Origin of the sequence: Hydrogenophaga sp., assembly GCF_022844385.1 — a bacterium.
Lineage (GTDB): Bacteria > Pseudomonadota > Gammaproteobacteria > Burkholderiales > Burkholderiaceae_C > Hydrogenophaga.
Map to the genome: position 1 here is coordinate 1 of NZ_JALHLX010000025.1, position 16,050 is coordinate 16,050.

A 16,050-nucleotide genomic window follows, 5' to 3' on the forward strand; every position below is an offset into this window, starting at 1 on the left:
GCGCCCGACATGCACCGCTATCTGGTCTACCAGAACGGCTGGCTCAGCGACGCGCAGTTCACTTCAAGCATCGCGCTCTCGCAAGCCGCGCCAGGCCCCAATGTGCTCTTTGTGGCCCTCCTCGGCTGGAACGTGGGCCTGAACGCCGGTGGCGGCCCCAGCGCCGGCTGGACAGCGTGGTCGCTTGCGCTGCTCGGCGTGCTGGTCACCATGGTTGCGATCATGCTGCCCTCCTCCGTGCTCACTTACACCGCGACCCGCTGGGCTCACAAGAACCGGCAGCTTCGCGCTGTGCGCGCTTTCAAGACCGGCATGGCCCCCATCGTGATCGCCCTTCTGATCGCAACCGGCTGGCTGCTCACAGGCTCCCACGACCACCCCGCGCGGGATTGGCCGCTTTGGCTGCTCACGGGTGTGGCCACGCTGCTGGTGTGGCGGACGAAGATTCACCTGCTTTGGATGATCGGGGCGGGGGCGGTGTTAGGGGCGTTGGGCATCGTTTGAGCCGTCACGGCAACGGAGCTAGGCCAACAAGGCTGGAAGGCACACTGCCGCTGGCTCATGGAGACAGAGCTCAGCCACCGCATCCAGCGGTGTGTGTTCCGGATTGATGACCACCACACGGCCACCGCTCTGGTGTGCGGTAAAGGCCAGACCGGCTGCGGGATAGACTTCGCCCGAGGTGCCGACCACCAGCATCAATTCGCATTGCCGGGACGCATTTTCCGCGGCCTCAAGCGCGTCGGCGGGAAGACTTTCACCGAACCACACCACCGCAGGGCGGCGCAGGTTGCCGCACACCGAACAACGCGGCGGGTGGCCGGCTTCGATGTTTTCCGCGCAACAGCTGCGCAGCGCGTCCAGCCAACGATCTTCTGCAATGTTGCCGTGAAGCGCCAGTGCATCGGTCTGCCCGGCGCGCTGATGCAAGCCGTCCACGTTCTGGGTGATGAGGGTCAAGCGGCCAGGATGTCGCTCGGCGAAACTGGCGAGCGCCTTGTGGCCTGCATTGGGTTGTACGGCGGCGATCATTTCCCGGCGATGCGCATACCAGTCCCACACACGTTGCGGGTGAGCGCGAAACGCGGCTTCGGTGGCCAGGTCTTGGGGGTTGAATTGCGACCACAAACCGGTTTGTGCAGCTCGAAACGTCGGTACACCGGATTCCGCGCTCATGCCCGCACCCGTGAGCACGGCGATGGAGCGCGCCTCGTGAATCCAGCCGCGCACCGTCTCATGCATCGGCTTCAACTGCGCTGGCGCAGCGCCTCGTACAGACACACACCGCTGGCCACCGACACGTTCAGGCTCTCCACCGCGCCATGCATGGGAATGCTCACCAGTTCGTCGCAGGTCTTGCGCGTGAGCTGGCGCATGCCCGCGCCCTCGGCGCCGAGCACCAGGGCCACCGGGCCCTTGAGGTCCACCTGATACAGCGTTTTGGGAGCATCGTCGCTGGTGCCGATGATCCAGATGTTGCGTTCCTTGAGTTCGCCCAGGGTGCGCGCCAGGTTGGTCACCATGAAGTACGGCATGGTCTCGGCTGCGCCGCTGGCCACCTTGGCCACGGTGGCGTTGATGCCGGCGGCGTGGTCCTTGGGCGCGATCACGGCATGGGCACCCGCGCCGTCGGCCACCCGCAGGCAGGCGCCGAGGTTGTGCGGGTCGGTGATGCCGTCGAGCACCAGCAGCAAGGGCGGCACACCGGTGGTCTCCAGTTGTTCCAGAAGCTCGTCGAGCGAATGCACCTGCTTGATCTCTTCCACGCGCGCGGCCACACCCTGGTGGCCATGGCTGCCGGCGAGCTTGGCGATGCGCAGGCCGTCGGCCTCGATCAGGCGGGCGTTGGCCTCGCGGGCCTTGTCGAGAAACTGGCGCATGCGCGCGTCGCGACGCGTGGGCTCGTAGTAGATCTCGATGATGGATTGCGGCGCGGTTTTCAGGCGCACGCCCACGGCGTGAAAGCCGAAAAGCACTTTGGGGGAAGACATGCCCGGATTATCCCCTCCGGGCGCGGGAGGCCTCAGGCGACGGCCGCGGTCTCTTTCACTTCGGGCACCACCTGCCCGGCTTCGATGGTGATGCGGCGTTCGCAGCGCTGGGCAATCGCGCGGTCGTGCGTGACCAGGACGAGCGTGGTGCCCTGCTCGCGGTTGAGGTCGAACATGAGTTCCATGATCTTGCCGCCGGTGGCGAAATCGAGACTGCCAGTGGGCTCGTCGGCCAGCAGCACGGCGGGCTGCACCACAAAGGCGCGCGCCAGCGCCACGCGCTGCTGCTCGCCGCCCGACAGCACCTTGGGGTAGCTGGAGAGCCGCTCACCCAGGCCCACGCGCTGCAGCATGTGGGTGGCGGTGGCGCGCGCGTCGCGCCGCCCGGCCAGCTCCAGCGGCAGCATCACGTTTTCCAGCGCAGTGAGGTTGCCCAGCAGCTGGAAGCTCTGGAACACAAAACCGACCTTCTGCGAACGCAGCGCGGCGCGCTGGTCTTCGTCCATGACGAACAAATCGACACCGTCGATGTGAACTGTGCCGCTGCTGGGCGTGTCCAACCCGGCCACGATGGACAGCAGCGTGCTCTTGCCCGACCCGGACGCACCCACGATGGCGGCGGTTTCCCCCTTGTTCAGGGTGAAATCGATATCGCGCAGAATGGTCAGCGACCCGGTGGAGTCGGTGACCGACTTGAACACATGCTGGACCGCAATCATCACATCGGACATGGAAGGACTTCTCAAGTTGAAACGCCGTCACTTTAACGCGCTGGTCTCCAGCCTGTGCGCACTCGCCGCTACAGGGTCTTTGGGCAACGCAATGGCGCAGGCGCCTGCGAAAGCCGCCAGCAACAACCTGCCGGTGATCCTGGTGGTCGGCGACTCGCTCAGCGCCGAGTACGGTCTGAAGCGCGGCACCGGCTGGGTGGCCCTCTTGAGCGAAACGATGGCCAAGGAGAAAGTGAAGGCACGCGTGGTCAACGCCAGCATCAGCGGCGACACCACCTCGGGTGGGCGTTCGCGCATCGCTGCCCTCCTGACGCAACACAAACCCAAGTGGGTGGTGATCGAGCTCGGCGGCAACGACGCGCTGCGCGGCCTGCCGCTGAACATGACGCGGGACAACCTGGCCACCATGGCGCGCCTCTCGCGCGAAGCCGGTGCGCAGGTGCTGCTGCTGGGCATGGAGATGCCGCCGAACTACGGCGCGAAGTACGCCGAAGAGTTTCGCGAGGTATTCACCACCGTGGCCAAGGCCGAGAAAACGGCGCTCGTGCCGTTCTTTCTGAAAGACGTGGCCGACACCAAGGACCCGACCGCTCTGTTCCAGAACGACCGAATCCACCCCAACGAAGCGGCCCAGCCCACCATGCGCGACAACGTGTGGCCCGAACTGCGCAAGCTGATCGCACGTCGATAATCGGGCATGCCCGTCCACACCCTGAATGCCACCGAGGCGCTGAGCCGCCTGGCCGAATTCGACCTGATCATCGACGCCCGCACCGAAGACGAGCACGCGCTCGACCACGTGCCGGGTGCGGTGAACTGGCCCACGCTCAACAACGAAGAGCGCATCACCATCGGCACGATGTACAAGCAGGTCAACCCGTTCGAGGCGAAGAAGCGCGGCGCGGCCCTGTCGGCACGCAACATCGCGGCCCACATCGAACGCGAAGTGATTGACAAACCTCGCACCTGGAAACCGCTGGTGTATTGCTGGCGCGGCGGCAACCGCAGTGGCGCGCTGGCCACCATCCTGGGCGCCATCGGGTTTCACGTCACCCTGGTCGAAGGCGGCTACAAGGCCTGGCGCGCGGCGCTGGTGGAGTCGCTGCCGGCGCTGGCCGAGCGCCTGCACTACCGCATTGTCTGCGGGCCCACCGGCAGCGGCAAGACGCGCCTGCTGCAGGCGCTGGCGGTGCAGGGCGCGCAGGTGCTCGATCTGGAGGCCCTGGCCAGCCACCGCAGCTCGGTGCTGGGCCACATTCCCGGCCAGCCGCAGCCGAGCCAGAAGCGTTTTGACTCGATGGTGTGGGAAGCCCTGCGCGGCTTCGACCCGGCACGCGTGGTGTATGTGGAGAGCGAGAGCAAGAAGGTGGGCAATGTGCGCGTGCCCGATGCACTCATCGACGCGATGCGGGCCAGTCCCTGCATCGACCTGCGCCTGTCGGACGAAGAACGTGTGGCGCTGCTGCTGGAGGACTACGACTTCTTCGTGACAGACCCCGCGTCGTTCTGCTCACGCCTGGAGGCGCTGACGGAGCTGAGGGGCAAGGAAGTGGTGACGGGATGGATCGAGAAGGTGAAAGCTGGACAGACGCCAGAGGTGGTGCTGGAATTGCTGACCCGCCACTACGACCCGATGTACGCCCAGTCGATCGGGCGCAATTTCAAACAGTTTCCGCAGGCCCTGCCCTGTGAGCTGCGGGACCGTTCTGCCGACTCGTTGAACGGGGCTGCGCGATCGTTGATCGCCAGCGAAACCACGGCCTGAGCGCTGGGCCCAGGCCGCTGGCAAGACCCCGGGGGTCAGTTGCCTGCGCCAGCGCCGTCGCCGCCGGCTGAGCCATCCGGTGCATCGGTGCCCGGTTCTTCCGGCGCATCCGTGTCGTCGTGGCGGCGGCCTTCGGCTTTGGCCTTGAGCTTTTCCTCTTTCTTTTTCTTCTTGGCAAGCTCGCGCTGGCGTTTTTCGTATCCGTAGTTGGGAGTAGCCAAATCAGTCTTTCAGGTCTGTTGAAACGAAGGGGTCAGGCTTGCAAGGCGCCCAGGGCCTGTGCAAGGTCGGCACGCAGATCGTGCACGGATTCCAGACCGACCGCAAAGCGTACCAGACCACCGGCGTGCGGCCAGGCCCGGGTGCGAATGGAGGCCATGTCGTAGGGGGCGCACAGGCTGATGGGCCCGGCCCAGCTCCAGCCCAGGCGGAAGAGCTTGAGGCTGTCGCAGAACGTGTCAATGCGCGACTGTGGAATGGACGGGTCGAACACGGCGCTGAACAGACAGGCCGCAGCGGTCGCATCACGCTTCCAGGTGGCGTGTCCCGGCGAGTCGGACAAAGCCGGGTGCAGCACCTGCACCACGCCCGGCTGCGCCTGCATCCACTGAGCCAGCTCGCGGGTGGCGGTGTCCTGGGCTTCGTAGCGCAGAGCCATGGTTGGCAAGTTGCGCAGCACCAGTTCGGCGTCGTTGGCGGCCACGGCCAGGCCCAGGCGCATGTGGGTGAGCAGCACCTGGCGGTGCAGGGACTCATCGCGCGTGACCACCGAACCCATCAACACATCGGCGCCACCGCTGGGGTACTTGGTGAGCGCCTGCATGGAAATGTCCACACCCAGATCAAACGCGTTGAAGGCAATGCCTGCGCCCCAGGTGTTGTCGAGCACGGTGACGATGGGGCGTTGTCCGCCGCGATCCTGGTTGGCCTGCTGCACACGGGCCACCAGCGCAGGAATGTCGGGGAACTCCAGCGTGATGGAGCCCGGCGCTTCCAGCCAGACGAGTCGCGTGGCAGGCGAGATGTGCCGCGCCAGGTCGTCAGGGTCCATGGCGTCGAAAAACCGGTGCGTGATGCCCCAGGCCGCCAGCTCGACTGCGGCGAACGACTTGCCGGGACCGTAAGCGTTGTCGGGGATGAGCACTTCGTCACCGCTGCGCAGGAAGGCCATGTCGACCAGCGTCACGGCCGACAGACCGCTGGGCACCAGCACACAGTGTTTACCGCCTTCGATGGTGGCGATGCGCTCTTCCAGCGTGAAGGTGGTCGGCGTTCCGTGCAGGCCGTAGGTGTAGCCGCTCTTGTCTTTCCAGTCGTAGGTGCGCAGCGCTTCAACGTTGGGGAAAAAGACGGTGGACGCCTTGTGCACACCCGGCGCCACCGCCTCGAAACCTTCGGGGGGTTTGTAGGGATGGTGGATCAGGCGGGTGGACAGGTCTTTCATGAGCGTTTCGCCGACGGGCCGCCCCAAGGCGAAACACGCCCCCTTGGGGGGCAGCGACCCGCGAAGCGGCGGAGCGTGGGGGTCGCCATTTCTAGAGCTTCCATTTTTCAAGCAGCTGTGCCGGGCGCAGGCTGTCGTACCCCTCAAACGGCTGGTGGATCCACGGATTGGTCGGCAGGAACTCCACCGAATAGTCAGGCGTGAAGGCCGAGAGCTGTTTGGTCCAGATCACCGCGCTGCGCATTTCGGTGATGGGCGCGTAGTTGTTCTTGAGCATGTCGATCACCGCCTTGAGCGTGTGACCGGAGTCGGCCAGGTCGTCCACCAGCAGCACCTTGCCGGCAATCTCGCCTTTGGGCGTGGTGATGTAGCGCGCGATGTCCAGGTTGCCCTGCTGGGTGCCGGCGGCAGCGCGGTACGAGCTGGTCGACATGATGGCCAGCGGCTTGTCGAAGATGCGCGAGAGGATGTCGCCGGGGCGCATGCCGCCACGCGCGAGGCACAGGATGGTGTCGAACTCCCAGCCGGACTGGTGCACCCTGAGCGCAAGCTTCTCGATCAGGTTGTGGTACTCGTCGTAGGAGACGTAGAGGTGTTTGCCGTCTTCGGTGAGCATGCGGACTCCGGGTGGGGGTATCGGTCGGGATTCTTGCACGGTGCGCGGCCGGGTGGGCCGCTCATGCACCGCTCAGCGGTGCTTAACCGTGATAAGGGTGGTGGAGCAGGATGGTGTGGTCGCGGTCGGGGCTGGTCGACACCACGTGGATCGGCACGCCGGTGGTTTCCTGAATGCGCTGCAGATATCGGCGCGCGTTCTCGGGCAGCTTGTCGTACTGCGTCACACCCACCGACGAATCGCTCCAACCGGGCAGAGTTTCGTAGATCGGCGTGCAGCGCGCGATGTCTTCCGCACCCAGCGGCAGGATGTCGATGGTTTCACCGTCGAGCTCGTAGCCGGTGCAGAGCTTGAGCTCTGTCAGGCCGTCGAGCACGTCCAGCTTGGTGATGCACAGACCAGTGAGGCCGTTGACCTGGGCCGAGCGCTTGAGCAGTGCGGCGTCGAACCAGCCGCAGCGGCGGCTGCGCCCGGTGGTCACACCCTTCTCGGCGCCCACGGTGGCCATGTGCCAACCCGGTGTGCCTTCTTTCTCCCACTCCAACTCGGTCGGGAACGGGCCACCACCCACGCGGGTGCAATAGGCCTTGGTGATGCCCAGCACGTAGTGCAGCAATCCCGGGCCCACGCCCGAACCGGCAGCGGCGTTGCCGGCCACGCAGTTGCTGGACGTGACAAACGGATAGGTGCCGTGGTCGATGTCGAGCAGCGTGCCCTGTGCGCCTTCAAACAGCAGGTTGGCGCCGGCCTTGTGCGCTTCGTTGAGTTCGCGCGACACATCGGCAATCATGGGTTTGAGCAGCTCGGCCTGTTGCATGGCTTCGGCGTACACCGGCTCGAACTGGATCGCCCCGTCTTTCATGTAGGCCGCGATCTTCTCGTCCCACACCATGTCGGCCGAATGCAGGTAGCTGGTGAGCAGGTGGTTGTGCAGGTCGAGCAGCTCGCGCAGCTTGGCGGCAAAACGCTCGGGGTAGCGCAAGTCCTGCACGCGCAGTGCACGCCGCGCGATCTTGTCTTCATAGGCTGGGCCGATGCCGCGTCCGGTGGTGCCGATTTTCTCGGTGCCGGCCTTGACCTTGGCGGCTTCGCGCGCAACGTCGATGGCGGCATGGAACGGCAGGATCAGCGGACAGCCTTCGCTCACGCGCAGGCGCGAACGCACTTCGACACCGGCCTTCTCAAGCCCGACAATCTCTTCAAAAAGCTTGCCCACCGAGAGCACCACGCCGTTGCCGATGTAGCACTTGACGCCCGCGCGCATGATGCCGCTGGGAATGAGGTGCAAAGCGGTCTTCACGCCGTTGATGACCAGTGTGTGGCCGGCGTTGTGGCCGCCCTGGAAACGCACCACACCGGTGGCGGTTTCGGTCAGCCAGTCGACCAGCTTGCCTTTGCCTTCGTCGCCCCACTGGGTCCCCACCACCACCACATTGCGACCGGGTGTCACGGCGCTGCTGCTGTTCGTCATTGGCTGATTTCCGTTTGAATGTTCTTCACTGTCCAAGCGCCCGCCTGAGCCGCATCGGGCACCAGTTCGCGGTCGCAATGGAATTCGTCGACTTCGTGTTCATGACCAGGCAACACGCACACCACCGTATGCCCCTGCGATCGCAGGTTGGCCACGGCGCTGCGCAGGCTGGCGTCCATACCCCAGGGCGCGCGGATCGCGGCCACCAGGGGCCGCGGCGCCACGGCGGCCACCAGCTCTTTCAGGTCCAGACTGAAACCCACCGCCGGGCGGTTGCGGCCAAACACGGCGCCCACCTCGTCGTAGCGCCCGCCCCGGGCCAATTCGAGCGACTGCCCCGCACTGCCCTGCCCCGCCTGCGCAAACAAGGCGAAGCGCATGCCGGTGTAGTAGGCGTAACCGCGCAGATCGGCCAGGTCGATCGACACCACGAGGTCTTGCACCTGGGAGGCGAGCCAACGCAGATTGTCCAGTGCGGCGTGCAGTGCCGGCGAGGCCTGCAGCGTCTGCCGGGCTTCATCGAGCACGGACACATCGCCGAAGAGGCGCGGGAGTGCGCACAGATCGCGGCGGACGTTGGCCGGCAGGTCGCGCGCCAGCACCTGGAGCTCGGCCACGTCCTTCGCATTGAGTGCTGCGTGGATCCTTGCCTCCTGCGGCGCGGTCAGCGCCACCGGCGCGAGCACGGCATCGATCACGCGCACGTCGGCCATGTCGAGCTGCAGGCCCTTCACACCTGCGACGCGCAGGCAAGCCTGGGCAAGCTCGATCACTTCGAGATCGGCCTCCAGACCGCCATGACCGTAAATCTCGGCGCCGAACTGGAGGGGTTCGCGGCTGGCCAACGGTCGGTCGATGCGGGTGTGCACCACCGGGCCACAGTAGCTCAGGCGCGCCACACCCTGGCGGTTGAGCAGGTGCGCGTCGATGCGCGCCACCTGCGGCGTGCTGTCGGCGCGCAAGCCCAGCGTGCGGCCAGAGAGCTGGTCAACGAGTTTGAAGGTTTGCAGGTCGAGTGCTTCACCGGTGCCGGTGAGCAGCGACTCAAGGTGCTCCAGCAGGGGCGGCATGACCAACTCGTAGCCATGGCCACGGGCTGTATCGAGCAAGCTCCTGCGCAATTCTTCGATGTGGCGGGCCTCGGAAGGCAAGACATCGGCTATGTGATCCGGGAGGACCCAGGCAGACATGGGCATTTTCAGGAGCTGTTAAAACCGCGATTTTACCGGGGTGCGGCAGGGTGTCCGCAGGCTTGTCGCGCAAGGCGGTGGGAGCCGGCCCGTCAGGCGCCTGTCCACCTCGGGAAATTCAGCCGAGCAGCCAGACCATCAACACACCGATGGCCACGCACACCAGACCAAAAAAACGGAGCTGACCGTCGCGCAGCCCCAGCATCTCAGAGAAGACCCGACGCCACAATCGCGGCGCCACCAAAGGGAGGATGCCTTCGAACACCAGCACGAGCGCCAGTGCGGTCCAGATCGGGTCCACGCCGCGGACGCCGAGCGCTCAGCGCTGGCAAAAGGTGCAAGCGTTGAGCATCATGCGTCTCAGCGGTTCGGCGCCAGATTGCTGCTTCGCAAGGACTTGAAAAAGTCGGAAGACGGATCGACCACCAACACGTCGGACTTGCTGGCGAAGCTCGACTTGTAGGCCTCCAGGCTGCGGTAGAACTGGGCAAAGGCGGGATCGCGACCGAAGGCGTCGGAGAACGACGCAGCGGCCTTGGCATCGCCCTCACCCTTGATCAACTGCGCGTCGCGGTACGCCTCGGACACGATCACCTCGCGCTGGCGGTCGGCATCGGCCCGGATCTTTTCGCCTTCGGCAAAGCCGGTGGAGCGCAATTCGTTGGCCACGCGCTTGCGTTCGGCTTCCATCCGCTGGTAGACGGATGCGGTGATGCTCTCGGCGTAGTCGACGCGGGTGATGCGCACATCGACCACGTCCATACCCCAAGGCTTGTCGGCGCTGCGCACGGCGGCGAGCACTTCGCGCTTCACATCGGCCATCAGTTGTTCACGGCGGGTCGACAGCAACTCGTTCACCGTGCGCTTGTTCACTTCCTGCTGGAAAGAGTTGCGCACCACGCGGTTGAGTTGCAGGGCGCCTGCACGCTCGGTGATGCCGACGTTGCGGATGTACTCCTGCGGTTCGCTGATTCGCCACCGCACGTACCAGTCGATCACCACACGCTGCTTCTCGGCAGTGAGCGTGGGCTCGGTGTCGGTGCTTTCCAGCGTGAGCAGGCGCTTGTCAATGTAGGACACGTTCTGGAACGGCGGGGGCAGCTTGAAGTTCAGGCCTGGCTCGGTCACGACCTGCTTGATCTGGCCCAACTGGAAAACCACGCCGAACTGGCGCTGGTCAACCACGAACAGCATGGAGCTGGCGATGGCCAGCGCCACGACGAGGCTGGTGAGGATGAAACCCAATTTGTTCATGTGCGTTGCTCTTTGGTCTCGTGGGCGGCGTTCAACGGCTCTCGCGCTCGCGCGAACGCGCGGCGTTGTCGAGACTGCGGCTGGCCGGGGTGGACGTCGTGCCCGCACTGGGCGGTGGCACGGCAGTCGCCGGATTGGTCGTGGGCTGCCCGGTCATCTGCATGATCTTGTCCAGCGGCAGGTACAGCAGGTTGTTGCCCGCCTTGGAGTCAATCAGCACCTTGGTCACGTTGCTGTAGATCTCCTGCATGGCATCGGTATACATCCGCTCGCGGGTGACCTGCGGCGCCTTCTGGTATTCGGTGAGCACCGAACGGAAACGCTGCGAATCACCATCGGCCTGCGCGACGATGCGGGCACGGTAGCCTTCGGCCTCTTCGGTCAGGCGCGAAGCAGCACCACGCGCCCGCGGCACCACGTCGTTGGCGTAAGCCTCGGCTTCGTTTTTGGCTCGCTCACGCTCCTGGCCCGCCTTCAGCACATCGTCAAAGGAGGCCTGCACCTGCTCGGGGGGACGCACACCACCTTGTTGCAGGTTGATGCCGACCACCTCGATACCCACGCTGTAGCGGTCCAGAATGGTCTGCATGAGGGTGCGCACGCGCGGCGCAATCTGGTCGCGCTCTTCGGCCAGTGCGGCGTCCATCTTCATCTTGCCCACCACTTCGCGCACTGCGGTCTCGGCGACCTTGACCACCGACGCATCGGGATCACGGCTCTCGAACAGGAAAGCACGCGCATCGTTCAGGCGGTACTGCACGGCGAACTTGATTTCGACAATGTTCTCATCTTCGGTGAGCATGGCCGACTCGCGCAGGCCGGTGGCCGGCACGATGTTGTCGCGGCCCACGTCGACCGAGCGGATCTGCGTCACGAACACGGTCTCATGGCGCTGGATCGGATAGGGCAGGCGCCAGTTGAAACCCGCACCCACGGTGCTGTTGTACTTGCCGAACTGCGTGATGACGGCCTGCTGGCCCTCCTGCACGATGAAGAAGCCCGTGCCGAGCCAGATCAGTGCGGCCACACCCACGATGAGACCGGCGCCAATACCGGTGGTCTTGGGGCTGGGGTTGAAGCTGGGCAAGCCGCCGCCACCCGAACCGTTGCCTCCACCCTGACCGCCGCCTTTTTTGCCCAGCAGACCACCGAGCTTGCGATTGAAGTCGCGCCACAGTTCGTCCAGGTCCGGCGGTCCCTGGTTCGGGCCCTGACCCCGCGGACGCTGCGGCGGCCGGTTGTCTTCGTTTCGCTCAGGCTCCTGACCCTCCTTGGAGCCTTCATTGCGGGGACCGTCATCGCCCCGGCCCCAGCGCGGATCGTTGAGATTGAACATGCCCAGCACCTTGCGCCAGGCCCGTCTGGGGGCAGCGCGTGAGCCATGCTCGGCAGGGCGGGCGGGATTTTGCAGATTCACATCCATGTGTTGCCAACTCTTTGTCAATTTCAAAACCATCACATTGTGCCCAATCAGGAGGGCAAACTTTCATTTTTGGGGAACGCCCCCGGGCTCTCAGGGCCTTGCCCGCCCGCGGGAGCCACCACGTGCGCCGCCAACAAAGCCCTGAGGGCGGGCAAACCCTCGCCCGTTTGGGCACTCACGTAAATTCGAGGCACCGTTTGCCCATCCAGTTCCATCTGATCGGAGAGAACGAGCGGAATGCGGTCTTCGTCGATCGCGTCGAGCTTGTTGAACACCAGGATCTGCGGCACCTGATCGGCCCCGATGTCCTTGAGCACCCCCATCACCGAGGCCATCTGCTCGGGGTGGGAAGGGTTCGAAGCGTCCACGATGTGCAGCAGCAGATCGGCGTCGGCGGCCTCCTGCAAGGTGGCGGCAAAAGCATCAACCAGGCCGTGCGGCAGGTCGCGAATGAAGCCCACCGTGTCCGACAAAGACACCGAACGACCCGCTTCACCCAGGTAGAGCTGTCGGGTCGTGGTGTCCAGCGTGGCGAACAGTTGATCGGCCGCGTAGGCGCGCGCCTTGACCAGGCCGTTGAACAAGGACGACTTGCCCGCGTTGGTATAGCCCACCAGCGAGATGGAAAAGGTGTCGCGGCGCTCGCGCTGGCGGCGCTGGGTGGCACGCTGCTTTTTGACCTTCTCCAGACGCTCCTTGGTCCGCTTGATCGATTCACCGATCATTCGGCGATCAAGCTCGATCTGTGTTTCGCCGGGGCCACCTCGCATGCCGATGCCGCCGCTCTGGCGCTCCAGGTGCGACCAGCGCCGCACGAGCCGGGTGGACAGGTATTGCAGTCGGGCGAGCTCAACCTGCAGCTTGCCCTCATGGCTGCGCGCTCGCTGGGCAAATATTTCGAGGATCAACAGCGTGCGGTCGTTGACCGGCATGCCCAGGTGACGCTCAAGGTTGCGTTGCTGCGCCGGGCTGAGCGATTGATCGAACAACACTTCAGAAGCGCCCGTCGATTGCGCCAGCAACTTGATTTCGTCGGCCTTGCCGGAGCCGACAAACAACGCCGGGTCGGGTGCACGCCGTTTGCAGGTGACCCGATCGGCCACGCTGTAGCCTGCTGTCTGGGCCAACAAACCCAACTCCTCCAGGGGCGCGTCGAAATGGGGCGTACCGAAGTCCACCCCCACCAGGATGACCGATGGTGTGGGTGTGGAAGGGTTCTCGGGGGATTTCAAATCGAGTCAGCTGCCGCGCAGTGGGCGCTGCAGACCGGACGGCCCATCGGCACCGCGCCGGCTTCGAAAATAAACACGTTCAAGGAGCAGCGGTCTCGTCCGCAGGAGCGGCGGAGAACTGCACAGGACGGCCTGGAACGATGGTGGAGATGGCATGCTTGTAGACCATCTGGGTGACGGTGTTCCGCAACAGGACCACGTACTGGTCAAACGACTCGATCTGCCCCTGCAACTTGATGCCATTGACCAGGTAGATCGACACGGGAACATGCTCCCGGCGAAGCTGGTTCAGAAAGGGGTCTTGCAAGAGTTGGCCTTTGTTATTGCTCACGATATGCTCCGTGTTCAGAAAAAAGTTGATAGGAAGTCACGATACCACAGGGCTTGTACTGCTCTCGCCTGCCGGGTAATTCCTATTCCTTGAAGGGATTGGTCGAGGTCTTGAGCTCGATCCGAAGTGGCGTGCCGACCAGATCAAAAGCCTTGCGAAAGCGCCCTTCGAGGAACCGCTTGTAGGAATCGGGCACGTGTTCCAGCGAGTTGCCGTGAATCACGATCACGGGAGGATTCATGCCGCCCTGGTGGGCATATCGCATCTTGGGACGGAACATGCCGCCGCGGGTGGGGGCCTGAAACGCGACCGCCTCGGCCAGCAACCGGGTCAGCACCGGAGTCGACATCTTGCGCGTGGCCGAAGCCTGGGCCTGGATGATCGACTTCCAGACCGGCGCCAGCCCCTGGCGTTTCTGCGCCGAGATCAGGTGCAAAGACGCGAATTTCAGGAACGCCAAACGGGTTTCGATCTGCCGCTCGATCTGCTCGCGCTGATAGGCATCCACCGCATCCCATTTGTTGATGGCCACCACCACGGCGCGGCCGCTTTCCAGGATGTAGCCGGCAATGTGCGCGTCCTGGTCGGTCACGCCTTGCGTGGCGTCAAGCAGCAACAGCACCACGTTCGCGTTTTCGATGGCTTGCAGGGTCTTGACGACGGAGAACTTCTCGATCGCCTCGAAGACCCGGCCCTTGCGGCGGATGCCGGCCGTGTCGATCAGCTCGAACTTCTGCCCATTGCGCTCGAACGGCACCGAGATGGTGTCGCGCGTGGTGCCGGGCAGATCGAAGGCCACCAAGCGCTCTTCACCCAGCCACGCGTTGATCAGGGTCGACTTGCCCACGTTGGGGCGTCCCGCCACCGCCAGGCGGATCACGCCAGCCGGTGCGGGTTCTTCCTCTTCGTCCTCTGGCGGCAGGCCAGGAATGCGCTCCATCGCCAACTCGACCATCGACCGAATGCCCTGGCCGTGGGCACCGGAGACCGGCAACACTTCACCCAAACCCAGCTCGTAGAACTCGACCAGCTGCAAGCCCTGGGTCATGCCCTCGGCTTTGTTGGCCACCAGCACGCAAGGCTTGCCCAAGCGCCGCAAGTAGACCGCGATCTCATGATCTTGCGCGCTGATGCCGGCGCGCGCATCCACCACGAACAGCACCACATCGGACTCGGCCACGGCCTGGCGCGTCTGCTTGGCCATCTCCTTGTAGATGCCCTCGGTGGCATCGGGCTCGAAACCCCCGGTGTCGATGACGATGTATTCGCGTGCACCGAGGCGGCCATTGCCGTAGTGTCGATCACGGGTGAGGCCGGCAAAGTCGGCCACGATGGCGTCGCGAGAACTCGTCAGGCGGTTGAACAGGGTGGACTTGCCCACATTGGGGCGGCCCACCAGGGCGATGACGGGTTTCAAGGAAGGCTGCTTTCGTTCAGGTGTCGGTTCGGCTCGGAAATCACTGAGGACGCCAGGCGTACAGGCCGCCGTTGCGGGTCTGGACCACGAGTGCGTCGCCCGAGAGCACCGGCGCCACCAGGATGGGCGATCCGTCGGTGCTCAGGCGGGTCATTTCGCTGCCGTCTTCGCGCGACACGAGGTGCACAAGGCCCGCGCTGTCGCCCACGGCGACCACACGACCCAGGGCCACCGGTGCGCTGAGGCCGCGGTACTTCAGGCGGTCGATGCTCCACGCTGGTTCGCCGGACGCGCGCTGCCAAGCCTGGAGTCGGCCTTCGCCGTCGGCGCCAAACACCAGGCGATCGTCACCATGCACGCCACTGGTGCCTTGGTTGGCCCGCGACCAGACCACCGTGCCACGCGCTGCATCGACGCAGCCGACAGCGGCCGAATAGGCCCGCGCGCAAACACTGTCACCGATCCGGCTCACGGGGCCGACGATGTCGACCAGGCGCTCAACTTCGTTGGTGCCGCGCGGCGTGGCGATCGGGGCTTCCCAGCGCACCGAACCGTTGGCCGGATTGAGGCCCACCACGCGGCCCGACAGGCCGGCCACCAAGGTGTCGCCCACCGCCAGCAAGGCGCCGCTCTGGCTGAGCACCAGCGGTTCGGCGGTGCGCGACTGGGCCCACAAACGCGCGCCGTTGCGCGCGTCGAAAGCGGTGACGGTACGGTCGGCCGTGAGCACAAACACGCGGGCGCCGGCCACCAGCGGCGCCGTGAAGGCGCGGGCCGGCAGGCGCACGCGCCAGAGTTCGCGACCATCGGCCAGCGCCACGAGCTGATTGCTCTGGGTGACCACCGCAGCGGTCTGCCCGTCAGAACCCACACCCGCTGCGATCGGCGTGCCCAAGTTCAGACGCCACACGTCCTGGCCGGTGGCGCCATTGAGCGCGACCACGGTGCCAGCGGTGCTGGCAGCAAACACGCGCCCACCCGCCACCAGCGGAACAATGGATTCGGTGGTGGCACCGACTTGCGCGGTCCAGGCTGCGCGGGTGCCCATGAGGGCAGCCACCGGCGGCAGCTCGGTGGGCTGGGGCTTCTTGGGGCCCGAGGAACAGGCCGACAGACCGGCCAGCGCCAGCACACCCAGGCAGGCGGTGCGAACCATCCAGGCTTTGGAAGAAGGCTTCATGGATT

Annotated in this window: 18 protein-coding genes; 3 read left to right on the forward strand and 15 right to left on the reverse strand. The window is 65.1% G+C overall.

What is annotated here, in order from left to right:
* The coding region (locus Q0C59_RS07150) for a chromate transporter (protein WP_291213570.1) at positions 1-504 on the forward strand (504 nt) is incomplete at its 5' end.
* 18 nt (positions 505-522) lie between these two features.
* Here the strand turns inward: Q0C59_RS07150 and Q0C59_RS07155 are convergent.
* Genes Q0C59_RS07155 through Q0C59_RS07165 form a run of 3 tightly spaced genes read right to left on the reverse strand, consistent with a single transcriptional unit; the run spans position 523 to position 2,722 of the window.
* The gene (locus Q0C59_RS07155) at positions 523-1,242 is read right to left on the reverse strand and encodes an NAD-dependent deacylase (RefSeq protein ID WP_291213572.1); all 720 of its coding nucleotides are present in this window, start codon (positions 1,240-1,242) and stop codon (positions 523-525) included.
* A gap of 5 nt (positions 1,243-1,247) precedes the next feature.
* Positions 1,248-1,991, reverse strand: a complete 744-nt coding sequence (rlmB, locus tag Q0C59_RS07160) for a 23S rRNA (guanosine(2251)-2'-O)-methyltransferase RlmB (protein WP_291213574.1) — start codon at positions 1,989-1,991, stop codon at positions 1,248-1,250.
* Positions 1,992-2,023: 32 nt separating this feature from the next.
* A complete protein-coding gene (locus Q0C59_RS07165; protein ID WP_291213576.1) occupies positions 2,024-2,722 on the reverse strand; it encodes an ABC transporter ATP-binding protein in 699 nt (232 codons plus the stop codon).
* Here Q0C59_RS07165 and Q0C59_RS07170 point away from each other — a divergent pair.
* A complete protein-coding gene (locus Q0C59_RS07170) occupies positions 2,721-3,413 on the forward strand; it encodes an arylesterase (RefSeq protein WP_370654484.1) in 693 nt (230 codons plus the stop codon). The genes Q0C59_RS07165 and Q0C59_RS07170 overlap by 2 nt on opposite strands.
* 6 nt (positions 3,414-3,419) lie before the next feature.
* The gene (mnmH, locus tag Q0C59_RS07175) at positions 3,420-4,487 is read left to right on the forward strand and encodes a tRNA 2-selenouridine(34) synthase MnmH (RefSeq protein WP_291213578.1); all 1,068 of its coding nucleotides are present in this window, start codon (positions 3,420-3,422) and stop codon (positions 4,485-4,487) included.
* 35 nt (positions 4,488-4,522) lie between these two features.
* Here the strand turns inward: mnmH and Q0C59_RS07180 are convergent, their stop codons facing one another.
* The 12 genes from Q0C59_RS07180 to bamB form a co-directional block, all read right to left on the reverse strand.
* Entirely contained in the window at positions 4,523-4,708 is a 186-nt protein-coding gene (locus tag Q0C59_RS07180) for a hypothetical protein (RefSeq protein WP_291213580.1), read from the reverse strand.
* Between the two features lie 32 nt (positions 4,709-4,740).
* Complete coding sequence (locus Q0C59_RS07185; RefSeq protein ID WP_291213582.1) at positions 4,741-5,931, reverse strand: PLP-dependent transferase; 1,191 nt, start codon at positions 5,929-5,931, stop codon at positions 4,741-4,743.
* A 91-nt stretch (positions 5,932-6,022) separates the two neighbouring features.
* Positions 6,023-6,547: a phosphoribosyltransferase gene (locus Q0C59_RS07190; protein ID WP_291213584.1), complete on the reverse strand. Its 525-nt coding sequence runs from the start codon at positions 6,545-6,547 to the stop codon at positions 6,023-6,025.
* A gap of 82 nt (positions 6,548-6,629) precedes the next feature.
* Positions 6,630-8,018: an adenylosuccinate synthase gene (locus Q0C59_RS07195; RefSeq protein ID WP_291213586.1), complete on the reverse strand. Its 1,389-nt coding sequence runs from the start codon at positions 8,016-8,018 to the stop codon at positions 6,630-6,632.
* Entirely contained in the window at positions 8,015-9,208 is a 1,194-nt protein-coding gene (locus Q0C59_RS07200) for an ATP phosphoribosyltransferase regulatory subunit (RefSeq protein WP_291213588.1), read from the reverse strand. The genes Q0C59_RS07195 and Q0C59_RS07200 overlap by 4 nt, the downstream gene beginning before the upstream one ends.
* Positions 9,209-9,326: 118 nt before the next feature.
* Positions 9,327-9,509, reverse strand: a complete 183-nt coding sequence (locus Q0C59_RS07205; RefSeq protein WP_291213590.1) for a DUF2065 domain-containing protein — start codon at positions 9,507-9,509, stop codon at positions 9,327-9,329.
* Positions 9,510-9,568: 59 nt separating this feature from the next.
* Positions 9,569-10,462, reverse strand: a complete 894-nt coding sequence (hflC, locus tag Q0C59_RS07210; RefSeq protein ID WP_291213592.1) for a protease modulator HflC — start codon at positions 10,460-10,462, stop codon at positions 9,569-9,571.
* 31 nt (positions 10,463-10,493) lie between these two features.
* Complete coding sequence (gene hflK, locus Q0C59_RS07215) at positions 10,494-11,798, reverse strand: FtsH protease activity modulator HflK (RefSeq protein ID WP_291213594.1); 1,305 nt, start codon at positions 11,796-11,798, stop codon at positions 10,494-10,496.
* Positions 11,799-11,932: 134 nt separating this feature from the next.
* Positions 11,933-13,117, reverse strand: coding sequence for a GTPase HflX (gene hflX / locus Q0C59_RS07220; protein ID WP_291213596.1), 1,185 nt, complete (start codon positions 13,115-13,117; stop codon positions 11,933-11,935).
* Between the two features lie 79 nt (positions 13,118-13,196).
* On the reverse strand, positions 13,197-13,466 hold the full coding sequence (hfq, locus tag Q0C59_RS07225; RefSeq protein WP_291213632.1) for an RNA chaperone Hfq: 270 nt from the start codon (positions 13,464-13,466) through the stop codon (positions 13,197-13,199).
* Positions 13,467-13,530: 64 nt separating this feature from the next.
* Positions 13,531-14,865: a ribosome biogenesis GTPase Der gene (der, locus tag Q0C59_RS07230; RefSeq protein WP_291213598.1), complete on the reverse strand. Its 1,335-nt coding sequence runs from the start codon at positions 14,863-14,865 to the stop codon at positions 13,531-13,533.
* A 40-nt stretch (positions 14,866-14,905) separates the two neighbouring features.
* On the reverse strand, positions 14,906-16,045 hold the full coding sequence (gene bamB / locus Q0C59_RS07235) for an outer membrane protein assembly factor BamB (RefSeq protein WP_291213600.1): 1,140 nt from the start codon (positions 16,043-16,045) through the stop codon (positions 14,906-14,908).
* Positions 16,046-16,050 lie beyond the last annotated feature (5 nt).